This window comes from Terasakiella sp. (genome assembly GCF_048267425.1).
Lineage (GTDB): Bacteria > Pseudomonadota > Alphaproteobacteria > Rhodospirillales > Terasakiellaceae > Terasakiella.
The window spans coordinates 321665-341733 of sequence record NZ_JBLWXN010000002.1 but is presented as its reverse complement, the minus strand read 5'-3'; the positions used below and the strand labels follow the sequence as shown (position 1 = coordinate 341733).

General features: G+C 47.3%; 16 protein-coding genes. 8 read left to right on the top strand and 8 right to left on the bottom strand.

The window, feature by feature from the left end:
- Window positions 1-88 precede the first annotated feature (88 nt).
- Complete coding sequence (msrA, locus tag ACN0VA_RS04755; protein ID WP_417820040.1) at window positions 89-577, bottom strand: peptide-methionine (S)-S-oxide reductase MsrA; 489 nt, start codon at window positions 575-577, stop codon at window positions 89-91.
- Between the two features lie 45 nt (window positions 578-622).
- On the opposite strand from msrA, the gene ACN0VA_RS04750 reads away from it, so the two are divergent.
- From ACN0VA_RS04750 to ACN0VA_RS04730, 5 genes are all read left to right on the top strand, one after another.
- On the top strand, window positions 623-1405 hold the full coding sequence (locus tag ACN0VA_RS04750; RefSeq protein WP_417820039.1) for a hypothetical protein: 783 nt from the start codon (window positions 623-625) through the stop codon (window positions 1403-1405).
- 2 nt (window positions 1406-1407) lie between these two features.
- On the top strand, window positions 1408-2457 hold the full coding sequence (queG, locus tag ACN0VA_RS04745) for a tRNA epoxyqueuosine(34) reductase QueG (RefSeq protein ID WP_417820038.1): 1050 nt from the start codon (window positions 1408-1410) through the stop codon (window positions 2455-2457).
- A gap of 53 nt (window positions 2458-2510) precedes the next feature.
- The gene (locus ACN0VA_RS04740) at window positions 2511-3305 is read left to right on the top strand and encodes a thymidylate synthase (protein WP_417820037.1); all 795 of its coding nucleotides are present in this window, start codon (window positions 2511-2513) and stop codon (window positions 3303-3305) included.
- The gene (locus ACN0VA_RS04735; protein ID WP_417820036.1) at window positions 3305-3808 is read left to right on the top strand and encodes a dihydrofolate reductase; all 504 of its coding nucleotides are present in this window, start codon (window positions 3305-3307) and stop codon (window positions 3806-3808) included. Before ACN0VA_RS04740 ends, ACN0VA_RS04735 begins: the two co-directional genes overlap by 1 nt.
- A 68-nt stretch (window positions 3809-3876) precedes the next feature.
- Entirely contained in the window at window positions 3877-4263 is a 387-nt protein-coding gene (locus ACN0VA_RS04730; protein ID WP_417820035.1) for a hypothetical protein, read from the top strand.
- Here the strand turns inward: ACN0VA_RS04730 and ACN0VA_RS04725 are convergent.
- The 4 genes from ACN0VA_RS04725 to ACN0VA_RS04710 form a co-directional block, all read right to left on the bottom strand.
- Window positions 4247-4663: a hypothetical protein gene (locus ACN0VA_RS04725; RefSeq protein ID WP_417820034.1), complete on the bottom strand. Its 417-nt coding sequence runs from the start codon at window positions 4661-4663 to the stop codon at window positions 4247-4249. The genes ACN0VA_RS04730 and ACN0VA_RS04725 overlap by 17 nt on opposite strands.
- Before the next feature lie 55 nt (window positions 4664-4718).
- Entirely contained in the window at window positions 4719-4940 is a 222-nt protein-coding gene (locus ACN0VA_RS04720; protein WP_417820033.1) for a helix-turn-helix domain-containing protein, read from the bottom strand.
- A gap of 4 nt (window positions 4941-4944) precedes the next feature.
- Window positions 4945-5484, bottom strand: a complete 540-nt coding sequence (locus ACN0VA_RS04715) for a DUF2975 domain-containing protein (protein WP_417820032.1) — start codon at window positions 5482-5484, stop codon at window positions 4945-4947.
- 172 nt (window positions 5485-5656) lie between these two features.
- Window positions 5657-7261, bottom strand: a complete 1605-nt coding sequence (locus ACN0VA_RS04710) for a lysine--tRNA ligase (protein WP_417820031.1) — start codon at window positions 7259-7261, stop codon at window positions 5657-5659.
- A 250-nt stretch (window positions 7262-7511) separates the two neighbouring features.
- On the opposite strand from ACN0VA_RS04710, the gene ACN0VA_RS04705 reads away from it, so the two are divergent.
- Window positions 7512-8000, top strand: coding sequence for a hypothetical protein (locus ACN0VA_RS04705; protein ID WP_417820030.1), 489 nt, complete (start codon window positions 7512-7514; stop codon window positions 7998-8000).
- 141 nt (window positions 8001-8141) lie between these two features.
- Window positions 8142-10904: an ATP-dependent DNA helicase gene (locus ACN0VA_RS04700; RefSeq protein WP_417820029.1), complete on the top strand. Its 2763-nt coding sequence runs from the start codon at window positions 8142-8144 to the stop codon at window positions 10902-10904.
- Window positions 10905-10923: 19 nt separating this feature from the next.
- Here ACN0VA_RS04700 and ACN0VA_RS04695 read toward each other — a convergent pair whose 3' ends face one another.
- Entirely contained in the window at window positions 10924-13233 is a 2310-nt protein-coding gene (locus ACN0VA_RS04695) for an ATP-binding protein (RefSeq protein WP_417820028.1), read from the bottom strand.
- A 325-nt stretch (window positions 13234-13558) separates the two neighbouring features.
- Window positions 13559-16201: a PAS domain S-box protein gene (locus ACN0VA_RS04690; protein WP_417820027.1), complete on the bottom strand. Its 2643-nt coding sequence runs from the start codon at window positions 16199-16201 to the stop codon at window positions 13559-13561.
- A gap of 332 nt (window positions 16202-16533) precedes the next feature.
- On the opposite strand from ACN0VA_RS04690, the gene ACN0VA_RS04685 reads away from it, so the two are divergent.
- Complete coding sequence (locus tag ACN0VA_RS04685) at window positions 16534-18732, top strand: cyclic nucleotide-binding domain-containing protein (RefSeq protein WP_417820026.1); 2199 nt, start codon at window positions 16534-16536, stop codon at window positions 18730-18732.
- On the opposite strand, the gene pabB is transcribed toward ACN0VA_RS04685, so the two are convergent.
- On the bottom strand, window positions 18729-20048 hold the full coding sequence (gene pabB, locus ACN0VA_RS04680; protein ID WP_417820025.1) for an aminodeoxychorismate synthase component I: 1320 nt from the start codon (window positions 20046-20048) through the stop codon (window positions 18729-18731). The genes ACN0VA_RS04685 and pabB overlap by 4 nt on opposite strands.
- Window positions 20049-20069: the final 21 nt, after the last annotated feature.

The window sequence follows — 20069 nt, the reverse complement described above, 5'->3', positions numbered from 1 at the left end:
GTTTTTCGCAACTGCTAATTTCTATACGGGGACATGCACAAGTTATATTTTATGTAAATAACGGCGTGGATCCAACATGTCTACAACCTTAACGAAAATAACAAGATCCCCGGCGCCCTGTTTTGTCGAAATAGCGTTGATGATATTCCTCTGCGCGATAAAAGGTTCCGGCGGGGGCAACCTCCGTGACAATTGGGTCTGCGAATCGGTGGGCAGCATTCAGGTTTTCGATCATTGTTTCAGCGGCTTGTTGTTGACTGTCATCATGGTAATAGATGGCGGAACGATACTGGCTGCCGATGTCCGGTCCTTGACGATTAAGGGTGGTTGGGTCATGCAATTCAAAAAATAATTCCAGTAAACCCTCAAAAGAAATACGTACTGGATCATAGGTCAGGTGGACGGCTTCGGCATGACCCGTAGTGTCTGTACAAACTTCACGATAGGTCGGGTCAAGCTTGTGTCCGCCGGTATAGCCGACTTCGGCATCAACAACCCCATCCTGATCCCGAAACCGGGCTTCGACGCCCCAGAAGCATCCGGCGGCGAATGTGGCTGATTTATATTCTTTAGACATGAGGTCACCTTTATCTTTTGCACTGTGTCGTTCGGTTCTATAGATATGGCCTATTCAAACGGAATTAAACAGGCCGATCACGAAAATATGAAGACCATTGTTTATCAGTCCTATCGAAATAACGATGTACCCGACTGGATTGCCCTATGTTTGCAATCGGTAAAGTCTTGGGCGGACACAATTGGTGCGGACTATCGTTTCTATGGGGATGAGCTGTTTGATCGGGTGCCTGCGTGGTATCTGGAAAAGACCAAAGAGCGTCTTGTCGTTGCAACGGACCTTGGACGTCTGATGCTGGCGAAAGAACTGTTGAACGAAGGTTATGATCGTGTGGTGTGGCTGGATGCCGACATGCTGGTTTTTGCGCCTGAGCGTTTTGAGCTGAATATCGATGCACAATATGCCTTCGGACGCGAAGTATGGGTTCAACGGGATGAAAAAGGCCGATTGAGGGCATATCGCAAAATTCACAATGCCTTTTTTGTTTTTATACAGGAAAACAGCTTTCTGGATTTCTATATTCATTCCTGTCTGTCGATTATCCGTCGAATTGAAGGGCAGATGGTGCCGCAGATTGTGGGGCCGAAGTTTTTAACCGCTATTCACAATATTGTTGCCTGTCCGGTGGTTGAAGAAGCCGGTATGTGCAGCCCTTTTGTCATTCGTGATATATTGAATGGTGGTGGGGACGCACTGGATTTGTTCCATCAGGAAAGTCCCTCATGCGTATTCGCTGTTAATATGAGTGCCTCACTTGAGGGTGTAGAACTAAGTGCACAGGAAATGGAACGGGCCTGTCAGTTGTTGCTGGCGCGAAAAGAGTTGTAGTTATGGAAGATATCAAACAGAAAATCCGCGAACTTGCCTTGGAAATCGGGTTTGATGATGTGGGGTTCTGTGCGGCCCAAACCACCGATCAGCATAAGGCGGATTTAAAGGAATATAACGAACGCGGCTGCCACGGCACAATGGATTGGATGGAAACCACTGAAGAACGCCGCGCAGATCCGACCGTCCTGTGGGAAGAAGCCAAAAGTATCATTGTACTGGGGATCAATTATGCTCCCAAGGGGGATCCGATGGCGTTACTGGATCATCCGGATCGCGCTATTATCAGCTGTTATGCCCAAAACCGGGATTATCACGATCTGGTGAAAAAACGCCTAAAACGGCTGGCGCGTGAAATGGTGGATCGTTGGGGCTGCGCGCTCAAGGTCTTTGTTGATACAGCCCCTGTTATGGAAAAACCAATCGCTTCGCAAACGGCGCTGGGTTGGCAGGGCAAACATACCTGTCTTGTGTCGCGAAAATTTGGGTCATGGCTGTTTTTAGGCGAGATTTATACGACGTTGGAGATGGAACCGGACAAGGCTCATAAACATAGCTGTGGGTCGTGTACCAGCTGTTTAACCGTCTGCCCGACCGATGCGTTTTTAGGCGAAGGCAAAATCGATGGGCGCAAATGTATTTCGTATCTGACCATTGAATATGACGGTGTGATTGAACCAGAACTGGCCTTGAAGATGGGAAACCGGATTTATGGATGTGATGACTGTCTGGCGATTTGTCCCTGGACCAAGTTCAGCGTACCGACCAAGGAAAAAGATTTTAAACCGCGTGCGGAATTTATGGCCCCACGTTTGGGGGATTTGGTCGGGTTGAATGATGAAGAATTTCGCGATCTGTTTCGGGCTTCCCCGGTGAAACGTATTAAACGACATCGGTTTATTCGAAATGTTTTGATCGCTATTGCCAATGGACGGTGTCTGGAATTGCGCGACAAGGTTGTTGCCTTGATCGAAGATGAACATCCGGTCATCAGTGAGACGGCAAAGTGGGCTTTATCTGTGTTGGATAAAGAGTCGAAAACGTCGATTTAATATTGTAGAGTGCGCTCAAACAGGCCCTCAGGTATCTATAAGGTAGAGTGTGAATGAAACAGTATCTGGATCTTATGCGTCACGTGCGTGATAACGGCGTTTATAAAAGCGACCGTACCGGGACGGGGACCTATAGCGTTTTTGGACACCAGATGCGTTTTGACTTGTCACAAGGCTTTCCGTGTTTGACGACCAAAAAACTGCATTTACGCTCGATCATTCATGAACTGTTATGGTTTTTGAAGGGCGACACCAATATTAAGTATCTCAAAGAGAATAAAGTGTCCATTTGGGATGAGTGGGCCGATGATGACGGTAATCTTGGCCCTGTTTATGGTTATCAATGGCGATCCTGGCCGACACCGGATGGAAACCATGTGGATCAAATTGCCAATCTGGTTCAGCAGATTAAAAATAATCCGGATTCCCGTCGTTTGATCGTTTCTGCGTGGAATGTCGCCAATATTGAAGAGATGGCCTTGCCGCCGTGTCATTGCCTGTTTCAGTTCTATGTGGCAGAGGGGAAATTGTCCTGTCAGCTATATCAGCGCAGTGCCGATATCTTTTTAGGTGTTCCGTTCAATATTGCCTCCTATGCCTTGTTAACCATGATGCTGGCACAGGTCTGTGATTTGGAAGTGGGTGAATTTATTCACACGTTTGGAGACGCACATCTTTATTCCAATCATATGGATCAGGTGGAATTGCAATTGTCACGTACACCGGGACCGTTGCCGACAATGAAAATGAACCCGGACGTAAAAGACTTGTTTGATTTTACGTTCGATGATTTTGAATTGGTGGATTATAACCCGCAGGCTCATATCTCGGCACCGGTGGCGGTGTAATGAAGATCAGTATGATTGTGGCGGTTGCCGGTAACGGGGCGATTGGCAAGGATAATAAAATGCTCTGGCATATCCCAGAGGATTTTAAATATTTCAAGGCCACGACGATGGGCAAGCCCATGATTATGGGCCGCAAGACGTTTGAATCTATCGGCCGTCCTTTACCCGGTCGCCTGAATATTGTCGTAACACGTGATGAAAACTGGCAAGCTGATGGTGTTATGGTGTGCCATGATCTGGATGCGGCTCTCTCGGCAGCTTTTGCCGAGGCAAAGGCGAAAAATGCCGGGGAAGTGATGATTGTGGGCGGGGCGCAGATCTATGCAATGATGATGGAACGTGCCGAGCGAATTTATTACACCGAAGTCCATCGCGACTATGACCATGATGCGGCCTTTCCCGCACTAGATAAGGCGATTTGGCAAGAAGTGTCCCGCGAAGACCATCAGGGGGACGGCGGGGATAAACCCAATTATAGCTTTGTGGTGTTTGAACGCATTTAAATTCGCGGTTTCATGGCATGGGTTTTGCTTTTTTCTTAAGGAAACATTAACCTTTAAGGAAGAGAAAAATGGACGTTGTTGTTGATGGTAAAACCTATGCGGTGAATATCCCTCAAACGGGGTTGCGCAATATGGGGCAAAACTCTCAAGGAACAGATTTTGCCGCCATGCTGGAAGAACAAAATCAGATTAAAAACCAAATCATGGATGAAGGTTTCGGAAAGTACGTTTCCGATATTCAGCAGCAAAAGCTGGAAGAAAAAATCCGCGACAAAGTTTTGGCGGCAATGGGCTTAACGGAAGAGCAGTTTAACGCGTTGCCGGCAGAACAACGTGCGGCGATTGAGCAGGCGATTCAGGAAACTATTCAGAAAGAAATGATGGCGCGTGCAGAAGAAAATGCAAAAGGCAAAGCCAATCAGGCTGTTTCCGTCCCGCTTATTGCGATGAAGTAAGCTTTTGATTGATCCATAAGGTTGCGTCGGCTTCGTTGGAAAAAATTTCAACCGTCATGTCGATGTATTGCTGGACCAGTTCAGGATATAGTTCATATCGGGCGCGCACATTTTTGATATCGTCTTGTTGGACAACAACCGCAAGAATACAGGCTTTAATACCGTATTCATTGGCTTTGCGGGCAAAAACAACGGCCCCTTCTTTTGGAAAAAGGGAGAGGCCGTTTTGTATATCTAAAATAATACCAAGTGTCGTATGAGGCTCGGCAAAGATGTAGTCAAAAGCGTGGGATAAATCCTCGCTCGTATGTCCGCCAATAGAACAAAGACGATATAGATTGTTGAGGTGCTTGGCCTGATAGGTCAGAAGATGCATGATATTAATCAATAAAGAGTACATATAAAGGTATTCTTTAAGTCTTATCATATCCCCCAGACTCGATCAAACCATTGCATTACTCTGCATCTTCGATTGGGTCGTCGTACGAAAACAAGTCACCCGGCTGACAATCCAATCCCTGACAAATGGCATCCAGGGTGGAAAGGCGGATCGCTTTGACTTTTCCTGTTTTTAGAATGGAGATGTTCTGTTCTGTTATGCCGACTTTTTTGGCAAGCTCGTTTGAGCGCATTTTGCGTTTGGCAAGCATAACATCTAAATGGACTGTAATGGTCATTGAGTTACACCGTATAAAGTCGTTCTTCTTCCATTTGCGCAGCTTCATTCATAACCCATGAAACCAGCAAAACCATGATACCGGCGGTAAGAGTGGTTAGGTCCATTGTGCCGATGGTGATTTGAAGTTGACGTTCGCCTTCTGGCCGATGAAAGGTCAGCACGACGCTTAAGACACTGTTGTAAATCAAATCTGTAAAGGCATAAATCAATGTGCCGTAGCCGATGTGACGATAACAAGTGACATTTTGGCGTGTGAAGATGACCCCTTTTTCATAAAAAGAAAAAAGGCGGCGGAATGTAAAAATGACATACATGCCCGCGCCGACAGGCAGCATATTGACCAGTGCGGCCAGGGCAATTTGCAAATCGGAGATTGCCTCTTGTGGTGGGATGAGAAGTTCATCACGAAACCCACCCGGCAAGTCATTAAAGTTCACCCAAAATACAATGGTTAAAATGGGGCAGGCAAATAAGAGTATGGTGAATAACCAGCGAAAGAGTCTGCTCATTCGTTGGATGCGTACAAGATTTTGCTGAGACATAATCAGGTCCTTTTGGTGTTTAATTTTCCTGATTATTGATAATAATTTATCGAAAAACAATAATTAATTTCGATTTAGATGAATTTTTTTGAAGGGGTAAAGGGCGACCGCAATAAAAAAAGCCCTCATATCAGGGGATATAAGGGCTTTTAGAAAATTAGATATGTACGGGTTAAGCGTTTAAATCGTCACCCTTTAAGACTTTTTCGATCAGCGCACAGCTTTTGTCCAGACCGTAAAGGGCGAAGAAAGACCCCATGCGCGGCCCGGTTTCTTGTCCCAGCAGGGTTTCATATAAAGCCCCAAACCATTCACGCAGGTTTTCATAATTATGTTCTTTACCGATGGTATAGACTTCGGTCTGAACATCTTCACCACTGGTGTCCGGTGACAGTGTTTCCAGCTTGGCTTTTAAATCTGAAAGTGCGGCACGTTCGCCATCTGTCGGTGTCCGGAATTTCTTCGTTGGTTTAACGAAGTCCTGATAGTAATTGATGGAATGTGCCACCAGTTTATCCAACATCGGGCTGTTGTCCGGTGTTGCATCTGAATTATAGGTTTTGATGAATTCCCAAATGACGGACGGGTTTTCCGTATTCAAAACAGATACGAGATTAAGCAACATATTGAAGCTCAGGGAATGGCTGTCAGCTTGCGGGTGACCATTATGGATGTGCCATGCCGGGCTGTCGATTTTCTTGGCATCTTCCAGAGTGTCGAATTTCTGAACATGGCTGACATATTCATCGACCGCCTTCGGGATGACATCAAAATACAGACGTTTGGCTGTCTTTGGTTTTTGGAACATAAAATAAGACAGCGTTTCCGGCGGGGCATAGCGCAGCCAGTCTTCCATAGACAAGCCGTTGCCTTTGGATTTTGAAATTTTCTCGCCTTTGTCGTCGAGGAACAACTCGTAAGTGAACTGAACGGGCGGTGTACCGCCAATGGCACGACAAATTTTAGAGGACAGGTTCTGCGAATCGATCAGGTCTTTACCTGCCATTTCATAATTGACGCCCAAGGCTGTCCAACGCATGGCCCAGTCGGCCTTCCATTGGCATTTCACTGCACCGCCTTTGACGCTGGTTTCAACTTCTTTGCCGTCTTCGTTCAGATAGACCATCGTCCCGGCGTCCGGGTTGGTGGACACGACTTTTGCCAGCAGAACTTTACCGGATTCGGCATCAACCGGCAGAAGCGGGCTGTAGGTTGCACGACGTTCTTCCCCCAATGTTGGGCGAATGATGTTACAAACTTCTTCGTGGTTGCGCAGTATCGAAAGCAGGGTTTCGTCAAAAAGGCCGTCTTTATAGCATTGTGTGGCACTGCGAAATTCATATTCAAACCCAAACTGGTCGAGGAATTGACACAGGCGGTTGTTGTTATGTTCGCCAAAGCTCGGGTGTGTGCCGAACGGGTCGGGCACAACTGTCAGCGGCTTGCCCAAATGCGGAGCAATGATTTCTTTATTGGGGATATTGTCCGGCACTTTGCGCAGGCCATCCATATCATCGGAAAAAGCGATCAGTTTGGTCGGCATACCGTCTGAAAGAATTTGAAACGCGCGCATAACCATTGTGGTCCGTGCCACTTCGCCAAATGTACCGATATGAGGCAGGCCGGAGGGACCGTAGCCGGTTTCAAATAAAACGTAGCCTTTTTCCGGGCACTTAGCGTTCAAACGTTTAAGGATATTGCGTGCTTCAACAAAGGGCCAGGCTTTTGAGTGGTGCGCGGCTTCGCGCGCGTGCAGGGAAGGTGCATCCGATGGCATCGCAGGTCATCCTTAAAAAAGTGAATCGTTGGGGAGAATAATATCTCCAAGGTTGGGCAAACTAAGGCTATGGCTGACATTCGTCAATAGTTTCACGTCAATCATGCCATTTGTTTCACCTAAACGGCGAATGTAAAAATGTAAACTCTCCTTCTGCTTCATGTAAGAGCTTGAATTTTTTCTGAAATGATTCCATAATGAATACGACAGAATGTATTTCATATAGGAGAGAACTCCAATGGGTAACAGCATGACAATTACGTCCTCGGACGGTCGTGTTGATATCGTTGCTGCACCCGATGGCGTGCAGACCGATAGCAATTTCGGGCAAGGATATCAACAAGGTAGCGGCCATTCAGGGGAAATCGAAGACATCGTTAGTATCGGTATTGCCTTGTCAACGGCGGAGAAACTGAAAGAAGCTCAAGACGAAGTTGAGCTTATGAAGATTCTCGGCATTGACGAGGAAAAAGCGCGTGAGCTTGTCGGTATCGTAGGTCAACAATATCAAGAACTTCCCGGTGAACGCCTCGGTAAAGATGAATTTCTTTACGATACCGTGCGTGAGGTCGTTATTGATATGTTGACGGCAAATGTTGGTAATGAAGATGAAGTAGTCATCTTCAGAACATTCGAGACACGTTTGGCTGAGCGAATTCGTGAAAAACAAAGTGATCCGATCAATCGCGAACAGCTTAATAAAGCTGAAGGGGTTGATGGGGACGAGGCGTCTGAGTAACGACTAAATTTGGGTTTAGCGGTTAAAAAAATGCGTTAGGAAGGAATTCTTGGCGCCAATAGGTGTGCCTGAAATTTAGAAAAAGCGTCTCCATGAAAGCCTGTGCTGGAAATTGTATAAAGTGCAGGCTATTGTGACAAAATGAATGCCAGAAACGATACGTTAAGCCAGACTTCTCAGCCGATTCGCATGCCATGTGTTCCCGTTCTGGTAACGCATGTGCGCTCGTGCGTGTGGTTGAGTTTGGACGGGGAAATCGAAATCCTGTCGCAAAAGGAAGGGGCACGTCGACTGTCCACCAGTGAAATCCCCGTACTGGTCTTGCATGCGTTGGCGACAGCGCGACGTTTGCGGTGTGGCCCGTTTCCAAGGCTGGATATTCTTGAACTCTTTGCCTTTGTGCGCCCTGCTCAATTTTGCTTGCCGACCCCTCGTGGGATCGCAGACAGTCTAGGCTTGCCCAAACCAATGAGTTTGGAAGATGAAGTGGAGACCTTACGCAATGTATGTCAGCAATTGCTGGGGGAGTTGCGCGCGCGGTCAAGTAAGGATTTGATAACGCTGGCCTGGGCAATGAAAACCGGAGGTTGGAGCTGGGGGGATATCGTTCTGGATGCCTTGGGGGTAGAAGAAGGCGATGCGCCACACAGCGGTGCGTTATTACGATCCTTGCAAATTTGGCATAAGTTAAAAGAATGGGTTGAAAGTGCCCCGCCGCCACAACCCGGTCATTTACCGGTTGAACCGGTGGAGGCGCGCGCGCGTCTGGACCTTTTACTGGGATCGGATGCAGAAGTACGTCTGGAACAGAAAGACTATGCCGCGTCGATCTGCGAAGCGTTTCAAGCGCCGAACGCCGTGGGGGAACCTGTCATGGCTTTGGTGGAAGCGGGCACAGGGGTTGGCAAAACGCTTGGCTATATTGCACCGGCAAGTGTCTGGGCAAAAAAAAATCAAGGGGCTGTCTGGATCAGCACTTATACCCGAAACCTGCAACGTCAGTTAGATAGCGAACTGGACCGTCTGTACGCTGACCCGAACGAAAAGAAGCGCAAAATCGTTATTCGCAAGGGGCGGGAAAACTATTTTTGTCTTCTGAATTTTGAAGAGGCGGTTTCACGTTTACGCCTGCGTGCTGATGATGCGCCTGCCTTGGGCTTGATGGCACGCTGGGCATTGGCAAGCCGGGACGGGGATATGATCGGTGGTGATTTTCCGTCTTGGTTAAAAGAACTTCTGGGGGCACGCCTCACTGTTGATATGACGGATACCCGTGGCGAATGCGTTTATTCGTCTTGTTCTCATTATGCAAAATGTTTTATCGAAAAAACGGTCCGTCGGGCACGTCGCGCGGAATTGGTTGTGGCCAATCATGCCTTGGTGATGATCCAGGCCGCGTTGGGCGGGACAGAAGAGGCCCTGTTGCCGACCCGCTATATATTTGATGAAGGCCATCATGTGTTTGATGCGGCGGATAATGCCTTTTCGGCGCATTTGTCCGGTCAGGAAGGGGCGGATTTAAGGCGTTGGTTATTAGGTGCAGAAGAAAGTAGCCGATCACGCGCACGCGGATTAAAGGCGCGCATTGAAGATTTGGTGGCAGGTCGTGAGATGGAAGAGGCCTTGGAAGAGGTCATGCATCATGCCCGTATCCTGCCGGGACCAAGTTGGCATCAACGGATCAACGGTGGTCAACCGATGGGGCCGTTTGAAGATTTCCTGCGTCGTCTGCGCCAACAGGTTTATGCCCGCGATATCAATAACGGATCACCTTTCAGTCTGGAGGCGGCGATCCACCCGCCTGTGGAAGGTGTGCTGGAAACGGCTGAACGTTTAAAATCAGCGTTGGAAAAAATGCGCATCCCAATGCAAAGCCTGATTAAAGGAATGATGGCCTTGATGGATGAAGAGGCGGACGAACTGGATAGCGCCAATCGACAGCGTATTGAGGCCACGTGCGCCAGTTTGGAACGTCGCGGCGTTCAACAACTTTTAGCATGGTGTTCGATGCTGGATAGCCTGTTTGGTGAGACGCCTCCGCAATTTGTCGACTGGTTTTCGGTTGAACGGATTGAGGGCCGTGACATGGATGTGGGAATGCATCGCCATTGGGTCGATCCGACCATTCCTTTTGTTGAAGAAGTGGTGGAAAAATCACACGGGGTTGCGATCACGTCTGCGACCTTACGAGATGGCAGCGGTGATGAGGAACTGGACTGGAAGGTTGCCGAGGCACGTACCGGGGTATCCCATCTGGCGCGCCCCGCTTTATTGCATGATGTGAAATCACCGTTTGATTACCCAAAACAGACCCGGGTTTATATTGTTGATGATATCCGCAAAGATAATCTGGATCAAATTGCGGCTGCCTATCGCGAATTGTTTGTTGCAGCTGGCGGTGGGGGATTGGGGCTGTTTACGGCGGTGAACCGATTGCGTGCGGTTTATCAACGGATTGCCGAACCGTTGGATCGAACGGGGATTCAACTTTTATCCCAACACGTTGATGCAATGGATGTGGGCACATTGATTGATATTTTCCGCGGGGAAGAAAGCAGTTGTCTGTTGGGTACAGATGCGGTTCGCGATGGGGTTGATGTACCGGGAAATTCCTTGCACTTAATTGTTTTTGACCGAGTGCCGTGGCCTCGTCCAACCATCTTGCATAAAGCGCGCAAACGATCTTTCCCTGCGCGCTCCTATGACGAAATGATTGCCCGTTTGCGCATGAAACAGGCGTTTGGACGTTTGGTGCGCCGTAAATCCGACCGGGGTGTGTTTGTCATGCTGGATCGACAAACACCAACGCGTATGTTGGGGGCATTCCCCGACGGGGTAGAGGTCGTGCGTACAGGATTGGCAGAAACGATCAAAGGCGTTCACGAATTTTTATCTGAAAAATAAACGTTCTGCTTTCCGGGGCCTAGACTTTGCTTTCTTCCAGAACCCGTGTGATCTCCGCCAACGTTGAAGCCACATCAATCGGTTTGGTTAAATAGGCTTTAAACCCAAGCTCGCGGCCCTTTTCCACTTCGCGCGGCATGGCGTTTGCGGTTAAGGCGATGACCGGGATATCGGACATGTTAGGGTCGTCACGCATAACTTCAAAGGCTTCGAACCCGTCCATGCCCGGCAGGTTGATGTCCATCAAAACCAGATCCGGTTTGCTGTGTTTAATCAGTTCAAGACCTTCTTCAGCCGTACCTGCTTCGATAAAGTCGGTACGTGGAAGCTGGGTAATCAGTTCACGCATGAGACGCATATTGGCCGGGTTATCTTCGACATAGAGGATGCTGTTGGTACCGTCGATGCGTTTAGGGAGATGGCTGATTTCCAAATTCAACTCCGGTGCGTCGCGCACGATCGTTTCATCAGATAACGGAATATCAACCCAGAAAGTTGAGCCTTCCCCCAGTTTGCTGTCAACGCCGATTTCACCGCCCATAATTTCAATCAGGTGTTTGGTGATGGTCAGACCGATCCCTGTGCCTTCGATGTCAGTATTTTCGGCATTTAATCGGTTAAAGGGTTGGAAGAGTTGATCCTGATTGCCTTCTTCAATGCCATACCCCGTATCCGTGACAGTATAACGCCAGAAACCTTGCGGCCCTTCTGAGCTATCAAGAACGACTTTGCCGTTTGCAACGTTGTATTTGATGGCGTTGGACAGCAGGTTGGAAAGTACCTGTTTGAGACGGGTAAAGTCACCAATGACATATTTTTGAGGGTTGTCATCACCAGTGCGTTGAATGGAAATATTTTGTTCGCTTGCGTAGGCATCAATCATATCGACACATTCATTAACGACATTGCTTGGGTCAATATTTTCAATGGACAGACTGATACGACCGGACTCGATTTTGGCAAGGTCGAGAACTTCGTTAATCAGTTCAAGAAGCAGATTACCGGCCTTGAGGACGTGTTCAATGTATTCAGATTGTTTGTCGGAAAGCGGGTGACGCTGATCCATCAACAACAATTGTGCAAACCCAAGGATGCCGTTCAGCGGTGTACGTAATTCGTGGCTCATACGTGACAGGAATTCGGATTTGGCACGGTTGGCTTTTTTCGCTTCGGTCGTTGCCGCCTGCAATTCATGTGTACGTTCTTCAACGCGATGTTCCAGTTCGTCGCGTGCACGACGCAGTTCACGTTCGGCGCGTTTGATTTCTGTAATGTCGGTCTGGATCCCGACGCGGCCCCCCGCATGGGTCGGTCGTTCACGAATAAGAAGGTGGCGACCGTCTGTCAGGGCGACTTCAATGGAACCGCTGGTGTCCCAGTTATACGCACTTCGCAGATCGTGATAGGAACGACCAAAATGATCAACGGCAGGCACGACACCGCGTTCTATGTCCAATTCAATGAGGCGGTTATAGCTGATACCGGCGCGAATATCTTCGTCGCTATATTCGTAGAAATCTTTGAAGCGCGTATTGCATAAGACAAGATTTTGTTGTTTGTCGAACAAAATGAAGGCTTCAGAGATATTTTCAATGGCATCTTTCAGGCGGGCTTCGGCTTCGACCGCAGCATTACGGGCAGCGCGCAGGGCGGCATCTGTTTCGATTTGATGGCTCATCATATCGTTAAAGGCGTTGATGACTTGACCCACCTCGTCAGAAGATTGCCATTTTACAGGTTCATAATCGTCCGTGACCTTGGCGCGACGGATCCCTTTAAGCAGTAAATCAAGGGGTTTACCGATAAGGCGTTGTGAGGCAATGAACGTTCCGCCGACAAGAGAGGCCGCCAATAAAATAAGAATGAAACTGTCGAAAATGAGTCGTTCCAACGCCTGACTTTGAACTTGATCATCGCCAAAAATCAGAACAAGTTTTCCGACAACTTCGTCACGTTCGGAACCTGAAAAGATAATGTCGCGGGCGACTTTCAATTCCGGGACGTTGGGTTCTGCACCTTCTTTACCGACATGTTCCAGAACATGACCGTAATCATCGAGCAGGGTCCCGCTGATAAAATGCGGATTGTTGGCTAAAGTGCTCATCGCCAGTCGAATGGATTGTTCGTCGAAATTCCAGACGGGAACGGAGAGGGTAGAACTTTGGAAATCCGCGATCTGTTTGATTTGTTCGTGGAGGCGTTTATTGGCGTTGTGGTAATTGCGATATTCGAATGCTGTAAACAGGACGACCATACTTACACCTACGATTAATAAATAGGTGGCCAGCAGTTTGGTTCTTAAGCTCCAGGTTCGTTTTGTTTCAGGCATCCACTATTACCCCGCTTTTTTTTACGGATACTCCTACGGTCAAGTTTAAAAGCTTTGTGTAAAACTACAACTTGAATTTCGTACTAAGTTCCATAAAGCGTCCAAAAATTATATTTTTTTAAGGGTTACGGTATTTTTCCACCTTTAAAAATAGAATTTTTTCAGAAAATACAGATGAAATATGATATGAAAACCAATCGATGATTGCTTAATATTATTATTTTATAATTAAAAATTGTTTAGGGGTGCCTTTTATTTTGTGATCATGTTCCGGGTAAAAGGGAAAATTTTTGGACCGAATCGTTTTTAATGTCGAAAAAATAGGTCAGACTGTTTTATGGAGTAGATCGTGCATGGCTTTGGTCAGCCGATCGATTGACACGGGTTTGGTGATGAAAAAATCAATTCCGAAATTTTCCGCATTTTCCATTGTGACGGTTTGGTCATATCCGGACATCATGATGACGGGGATTTCCGGTCTGATTTCATGGATGGCTTTAATGAGCTGAGCGCCATTCATTTTTGGCATTGTCTGGTCGGTCAGAATGATCTGATATTTATCCGGGTCAGCCTTAAAGGCTTCCAACGCTTCCAATGCGCTGTTGAAACTGTCGAAGCAGTAGCCGACATCTTCAAGGAGTTCTTCCAGAAAATTAGTATTAAGAAGTTCATCATCAACGATCAGGGCACATTCCATATTGCCTTCAAAAATTTCCTCTGCCGCGGGCATGCTGGCGACCGGCTGATCACTGACGGGGAGATATATAGTAAAGGTACTTCCTTCGCCAAGGATGCTTTTAACGAAAATATCACCTTTGTGATCCTGAACGATGGCATGCACCATTGCGAGGCCCAGACCGGTTCCTTTGCCGCTTTCTTTCGTCGTGTAGAAGGGATCAAATATTCGGGTAAGGGTCTGTTCGTCCATGCCGTGTCCGGTGTCGCTGATCGAAATTTTGATATGCGGTCCGACGTTTAATATAGGGGATGTATCCGCGATTTCAGTTTGCAGCATGCAATGTTCCATGCTCACGCGAAGGGTGCCACCATCTTTTTCCATTGCCTGATTGGCATTTGTACAAAGGTTCAGGACCAACTGTTGAATTTGTGTGTGATCAACAAGAACTGGCGGGCAATCTTTGGGGATGCTGAGTTCGATATCGATATTGGATGGCTGTGTGGCCTTAATCAGTTGCAGGGTATCTTCCAAGATGGGGGCAAGGAAGCGACTTTCCATTTCACTTTCGCTGCGTCGGGAGAAACTGAGGATTTGTTTAATCATGTCGGCCCCTCGTTTTGCCGACTTTGCAATTTGAGTGATCCGTTCGTGGTTGGGGCTGTCTTTGTCAATACGCGCTGACAGTAACGAGGCATACCCTAAAATAGGGGTTAGAATATTGTTGAAATCATGCGCAATGCCGCCAGCCAGTGTACCGATGGTTTCCATTTTCTGGGCTTGGCGGAGTTGCTGTTCTAGTTTCTTTTGTTTTGTTTCTTGTTCACGACGTTTTGTAATGTCGGTGATGAAGGCAACCGTGCGTGCTTTGGCGCTTTTTTCATATGGTAATTTGGACAGGTTGATTTCGACGGGAACGCGTTTCCCATCGCAACGTCTCAATCGTAATTCGTAAGTCCGGTGCGGGCGGTTGTTATCCTGTCTGAAATAATCGGACAAAATATCCATATCATCGGGATAGATAAATTTTGATAAAGGGGAAAAGAGCATTTCCTCGCGACTGTAACCTAAAAGCTGACAAAGCGAGGAATTGATATCAACCAGTTCCATTTTATCGATTTCTATAATGGCGAAGCCTTCTGATGTGGCTTCGATAATTGCGCGTAAACTGCCTTCGGTTGCTTTCAAGGCATCCTCGGCTTTTTTACGCGCGGTAATATCCTGCCCGGAACTCAGGATGCCGATTGTTTTACCATCGCGATTAACTTCGCGGGCGTTGTGCCAGAAAATACGCCGACGTTCCCCTCGTTTGGTGATGATGTCATTTTCCAGATAGCTGGAAGGGGTCAGATTTTTAAGCTGGCTATTCTGGGTGAAAAAAAGATTGTTGAAAATACGCAAGGTATTGGCGCGATTTTCACGTGGGATTGCGGTTTCAAACCAGTTTTTCCCGATAATGTCATCGGCTGTGCACCCCATGACATCAAGACCGCGTTGGTTGATCTTGATGACGCATCCCTCCATATCAAGGCGCAGAATGATGGCTTCGGCAATTTGCAGGAAGCGTTCATTTTCTTCTTTTTGGCGTTTGAGTTCGCTTTCAGCTTTTTCTTTTTCCTTCAGGTGTGAGCCGATAACGCTCAACATGTTTGTACCGCTCAAGGTCACGCCTTCAAATTCTGTTCCTTTGAGCGCCGGGGAAAGCGTGAGTTGACTTTGACTGGGGGCTTGTGGATCGATATGGGTAAAATCATCGGCCAGACGCTGCAAGGGGCGAGTGACACGGTTGTGAAAAACATAAAACAGGAAAATGGCAATCAGGAAGCTTTGAACCAGTGCCAATCCTAAAATAATCAGAGCGCGTTTGAAAAAAGCCTCCGCCGTTTGATGGGGGACGACCTCAATATATAAACTCCCGATACTTTTATCGGGTTCGCGTTCCATATGTAAGTCGATTGTATAGGCGTACTTCGGTTTGAAAAGCAGTTCGGAAATTGTGGCGAAGGGCAGGGCACCTCTGTAGCGTTCCAGTGTGGACATAATGGTGTTGTTTTCATCGCGAATGGTCACGCTGGAAATAGGAGGGAAGGCAAATAAACCGTTTGCAATCTCGACGGCGAGCCCGGCGTCAAAGGTATAGACGGCACGAACAGCAGCTTTTTCAACCGATCCTAATAAACTTGCAATTTGGTCATTAAAATTGTCCAGACGCTGTCGATAATCCCAGACAACAAGCAAGCTGCCGATGATAAGGCCCAGACATAAAGTCAACAGAACAATGGTTCTGGCCATTCGATAAGCAATGGTATGTTGGGTCTGGATCAAAGATAAACTCGCATGTGGACGAAATTTGAAGGAGTATTAAACTTTCATGGCGGCTATCAGTGCAAGTTGTTTTTCATATTCTGCTTTAAATGGCTGGAATAATAAACATCGATTCTTGCCCAATTAGCCAATGAGGAGGGAACTTTACGCGACTTCCGAGGGGAATTATTTAAAAAAAGAAGCTTTTTTAAATAATTGCAGGCTTTGTTATCTGACAAAGATAGACGCGCTCATAAAAGCACGTTAGGGTGTGTAAAACTGTTTTACATAAATAAATAATTGGTAGGCTTAATGTACCTATGGGGCAGATAAGAAAAGTTAAAGTATCCACCGGGATTGAATGGGTAGAAGTGCCAGAGGCTGGTGTCTTCATGTTATGTGGCTGTCCGCCTGACAGCGTCAAACATTTGATGAAATGTGGATTAATTGTCCCGACGGAACGGGCTGGATGGTCGTTTGAAACTGGCCCCAATGTAATTTTATTGTCCGATGTGATTTTGCAAAACGGCAGTTTTACCAACATGGCTGAGTTTCCAGTTCTGCAGATGTTATATCGCCAAGGTACACTGATACCGAACCATCCCAACAATACAGGTACAAAACCGATGTTGGTCGGCGCACAGGATCAAATTGATGCGCAGATGGAATATATCTATCGCGGAAATTATGGTCTGGTCAGCGAAGAAGAACTGATCAAGGGGGGGACCACATCAGACGAAGCGAAAGACATGATGCGCATGAAATTGCGCTTTGCGTTTGGCGCCATCCATCATCCCAGTGCTTTGCTTGATCATCGGGTGGTTAAAGAAGATGCGGTTGAAATAAAAAACGGTGTCTTTGTCAAACGCCTGTCACTCAATAAATTCGAAGTCAGCTATGAAGATGAAACCGTTCAGGTTGATCTTAATTTGGATGCGGATGCCCATTATGTACCGTCCTATCCGCTGAATTATCACGAGATTGACCGGGACAGCTTCTCGGTTATTCATTCCGGGGACGGGGACGGCTGGGATGTTAATCGCCCGACCATGTCCAGTGTCATTATGTATCAGGGAAAAATCTATCTGGTGGATGCCGGGCCGAATGTGCGGGTGACGTTGCAGGCCCTTGGGATCGGGATTAGCGAAGTGGACGGGATTTTTCATACCCATTCCCATGATGACCATTTTGCCGGATTACCCGCCTTTATTCGATCTGATCGCAAAATTAATTATTATGCAGCACCTTATGTACGTGCGTCTGTGGCGAAAAAATTATCTGCCTTGCTGTCGATTGATGAAAGTCGATTTGAAGATTTCTTCAATATTCACGATTTAAAAGTGGATGAATGGAATGATATCGAAGGATTGGAAGTGCGTCCGCGCATGTCGCCTCATCCGGTTGAAACCGCTATTCTTCAATTCCGCGCCCTAGGGCCAGAAGGATATAAAACATACGGTCATTATGCCGATATTGTGTCCTTGCAAGTCTTGAAGGATATGATCAATGAAGACGAAAAAGTCCCTGGTGTGTCTCAAGCCTTTTTTGATCGGGTTAAAGGGCATTATCTGGAAGAAATGGACGTTAAAAAAATCGATATCGGCGGTGGATTGATCCACGGGGAGTCAGATGATTTCAGGGATGATCCGTCCGGTAAAATTATTCTGTCCCATACGGCACGCCCCTTAACGGTTGATCAACGCGAAATCGGGTCGGGTGCACCGTTCGGAACAAGTGATGTATTGATCCCGTCCTTTCAGGATAACACCAGACGTTATGCCTATGCTTATTTGCGCAATTATTTCCCGACTGTGCCGACCCATGCGTTACGCACGTTGATGAATTCCACCTTGATGACGTTCAACCCGGAAACCATTCTGTTTAAAGAAGGGGAAAAGGTTGATAATATTTATCTTTTGCTGACTGGTGCGGTGGAGATGATTAAAACATCCAGCAATTTGCATGCACTGGCGTCAGCAGGGTCGCTGGTTGGGGAAATTGCCGCCATCCATCAATTGCCCCTGATGGAAACCTACCGCGCGACGACTTTTGTACGCGCTATGAAAATCCCGGCGACACTCTATCGTAATATTGTTGAAAAATATCAGCTGTTTGAAGATATCCTACGCCTGATGGAAGGCCGTGAATTTTTGCAAAACACGCGGGTCTTTGGTGAGGCCCTGTCTTACAGTACGCAAAACCGGATTGCTGACGAGATGACGGCTCATCACCTTTTTGCCGGTGATGAATATGCACCTCTTAAAAAAGAAGGGCTTGCGATTGTCAAAGAAGGCAAGGCACGTCTTTATTGCGGGAAGCGTTTTATTGAAGAAATCGGCCGGGGCGATATTTTTGCAGAAGACAGTGTTGTCGGTAATCGCCGCAGCAAGCATCATATCGAAATAGACGACAGTTTTGAATTCTGTACGATTCCGACGACCATTTTACAGGATATCCCGATTGTGCAATGGAAGCTGATTGAAAGTTTCGAGCGCCGCCGCCATATCGCCATGTCTTAGCCTTGTCGGGCGAAGGCGTCGAATAGGGCTTTGGCTTTGGTCAGGGTTTCTTCATATTCGTCTTGGGGGGACGAATCAGCAACAATGCCACCGCCCACCTGAATACAGACGGTTTTGTCTTTAAACAAAACGGTGCGGATGACGATGTTGGTATCCATACTGCCGTCAAATCCGATATAGCCGATGGCCCCGCAATAAACCCCGCGTGGGCAGCGTTCCAGCTCGGAAATGATTTCCATTGCGCGCACTTTGGGGGCACCGGTAATGGACCCGCCGGGAAAAGCGGCACATAACAGGTCAATCCCATCATAGGTGTTTTCCAGTTCCCCGGTGATGGTGGAAACAAGGTGATGCACACTGGCAAAAGAATGAACCGTGCACAGTTCGGGGACATGTACGCTATGGGGTTTGCAAACCCGTGACAGGTCATTGCGCAACAAATCGACAATCATGGTGTTTTCGGCACGGTCTTTTTCGCTGTTCGCCAGTTCCGTTGCGTGGGCTTGATCTTGGGCAGCATCCGGGTGGCGTGCCCGTGTTCCTTTAATCGGGCGTGTTTCGACTTGCCTCCCCTCACGCTTTAAGAAACGTTCCGGGGATGAGGACGCAATGCAGAAATCCCCGAAATTCAGATAAGCAGAAAACAGGGCCGGGTTAATTTTGCGTAAGTTCAGATAAAATGCAAATGGGTCGATATCGTCAGGTCGTTCCCCTTTGAAACGCTGTGTCAGATTGGCCTGAAAAATGTCACCTGCATGGATGTAATCAATGACAGACTGCACAGCCGCAATATATTCGTCTTTTTGAAAACCGGACTTCCAGTCTAAGGAGCAAGGTTTAAAAGTGGGAAGGGGGAGGCAATTCTCCAACAATTGAGATTTGAGCCAATAAGCACGATCTTCATTGAAGAGGGAGAATATCCACGCCTGTTTTAAATGATGGTCAAAGGCAGCAATCACATCGTAAAAACCAAGGCAAATATCGGGAACGCTTAAATCGTCTTTGGCTTGAGACGGAATTCTTTCAATTTGATGAAGAAGTTCATAGCCAAAATAGCCGACAATACCCCCTTGAAACGGGGGCAGGTTCGGATGCCTTTCAAAGGAATAAGAGGCGAGTTTTTCTTTTAGTTTTGCAAAACTGTTTTGATCGTGCGTAAACGTTTCAAACGGATCGATGGCGATAAAACTGTAACGCCCTTGTTCAATATCGAACATGGCGGAATCCAGCAATTGCGCAAAAGGTGTGTTTGCGTGCGGGGCAAACAGGATTGCGGGATCACCATAGGGGATTTCTATATAAAAGGGCCGTTTCATAAATCGCTTCTTACACGAAAG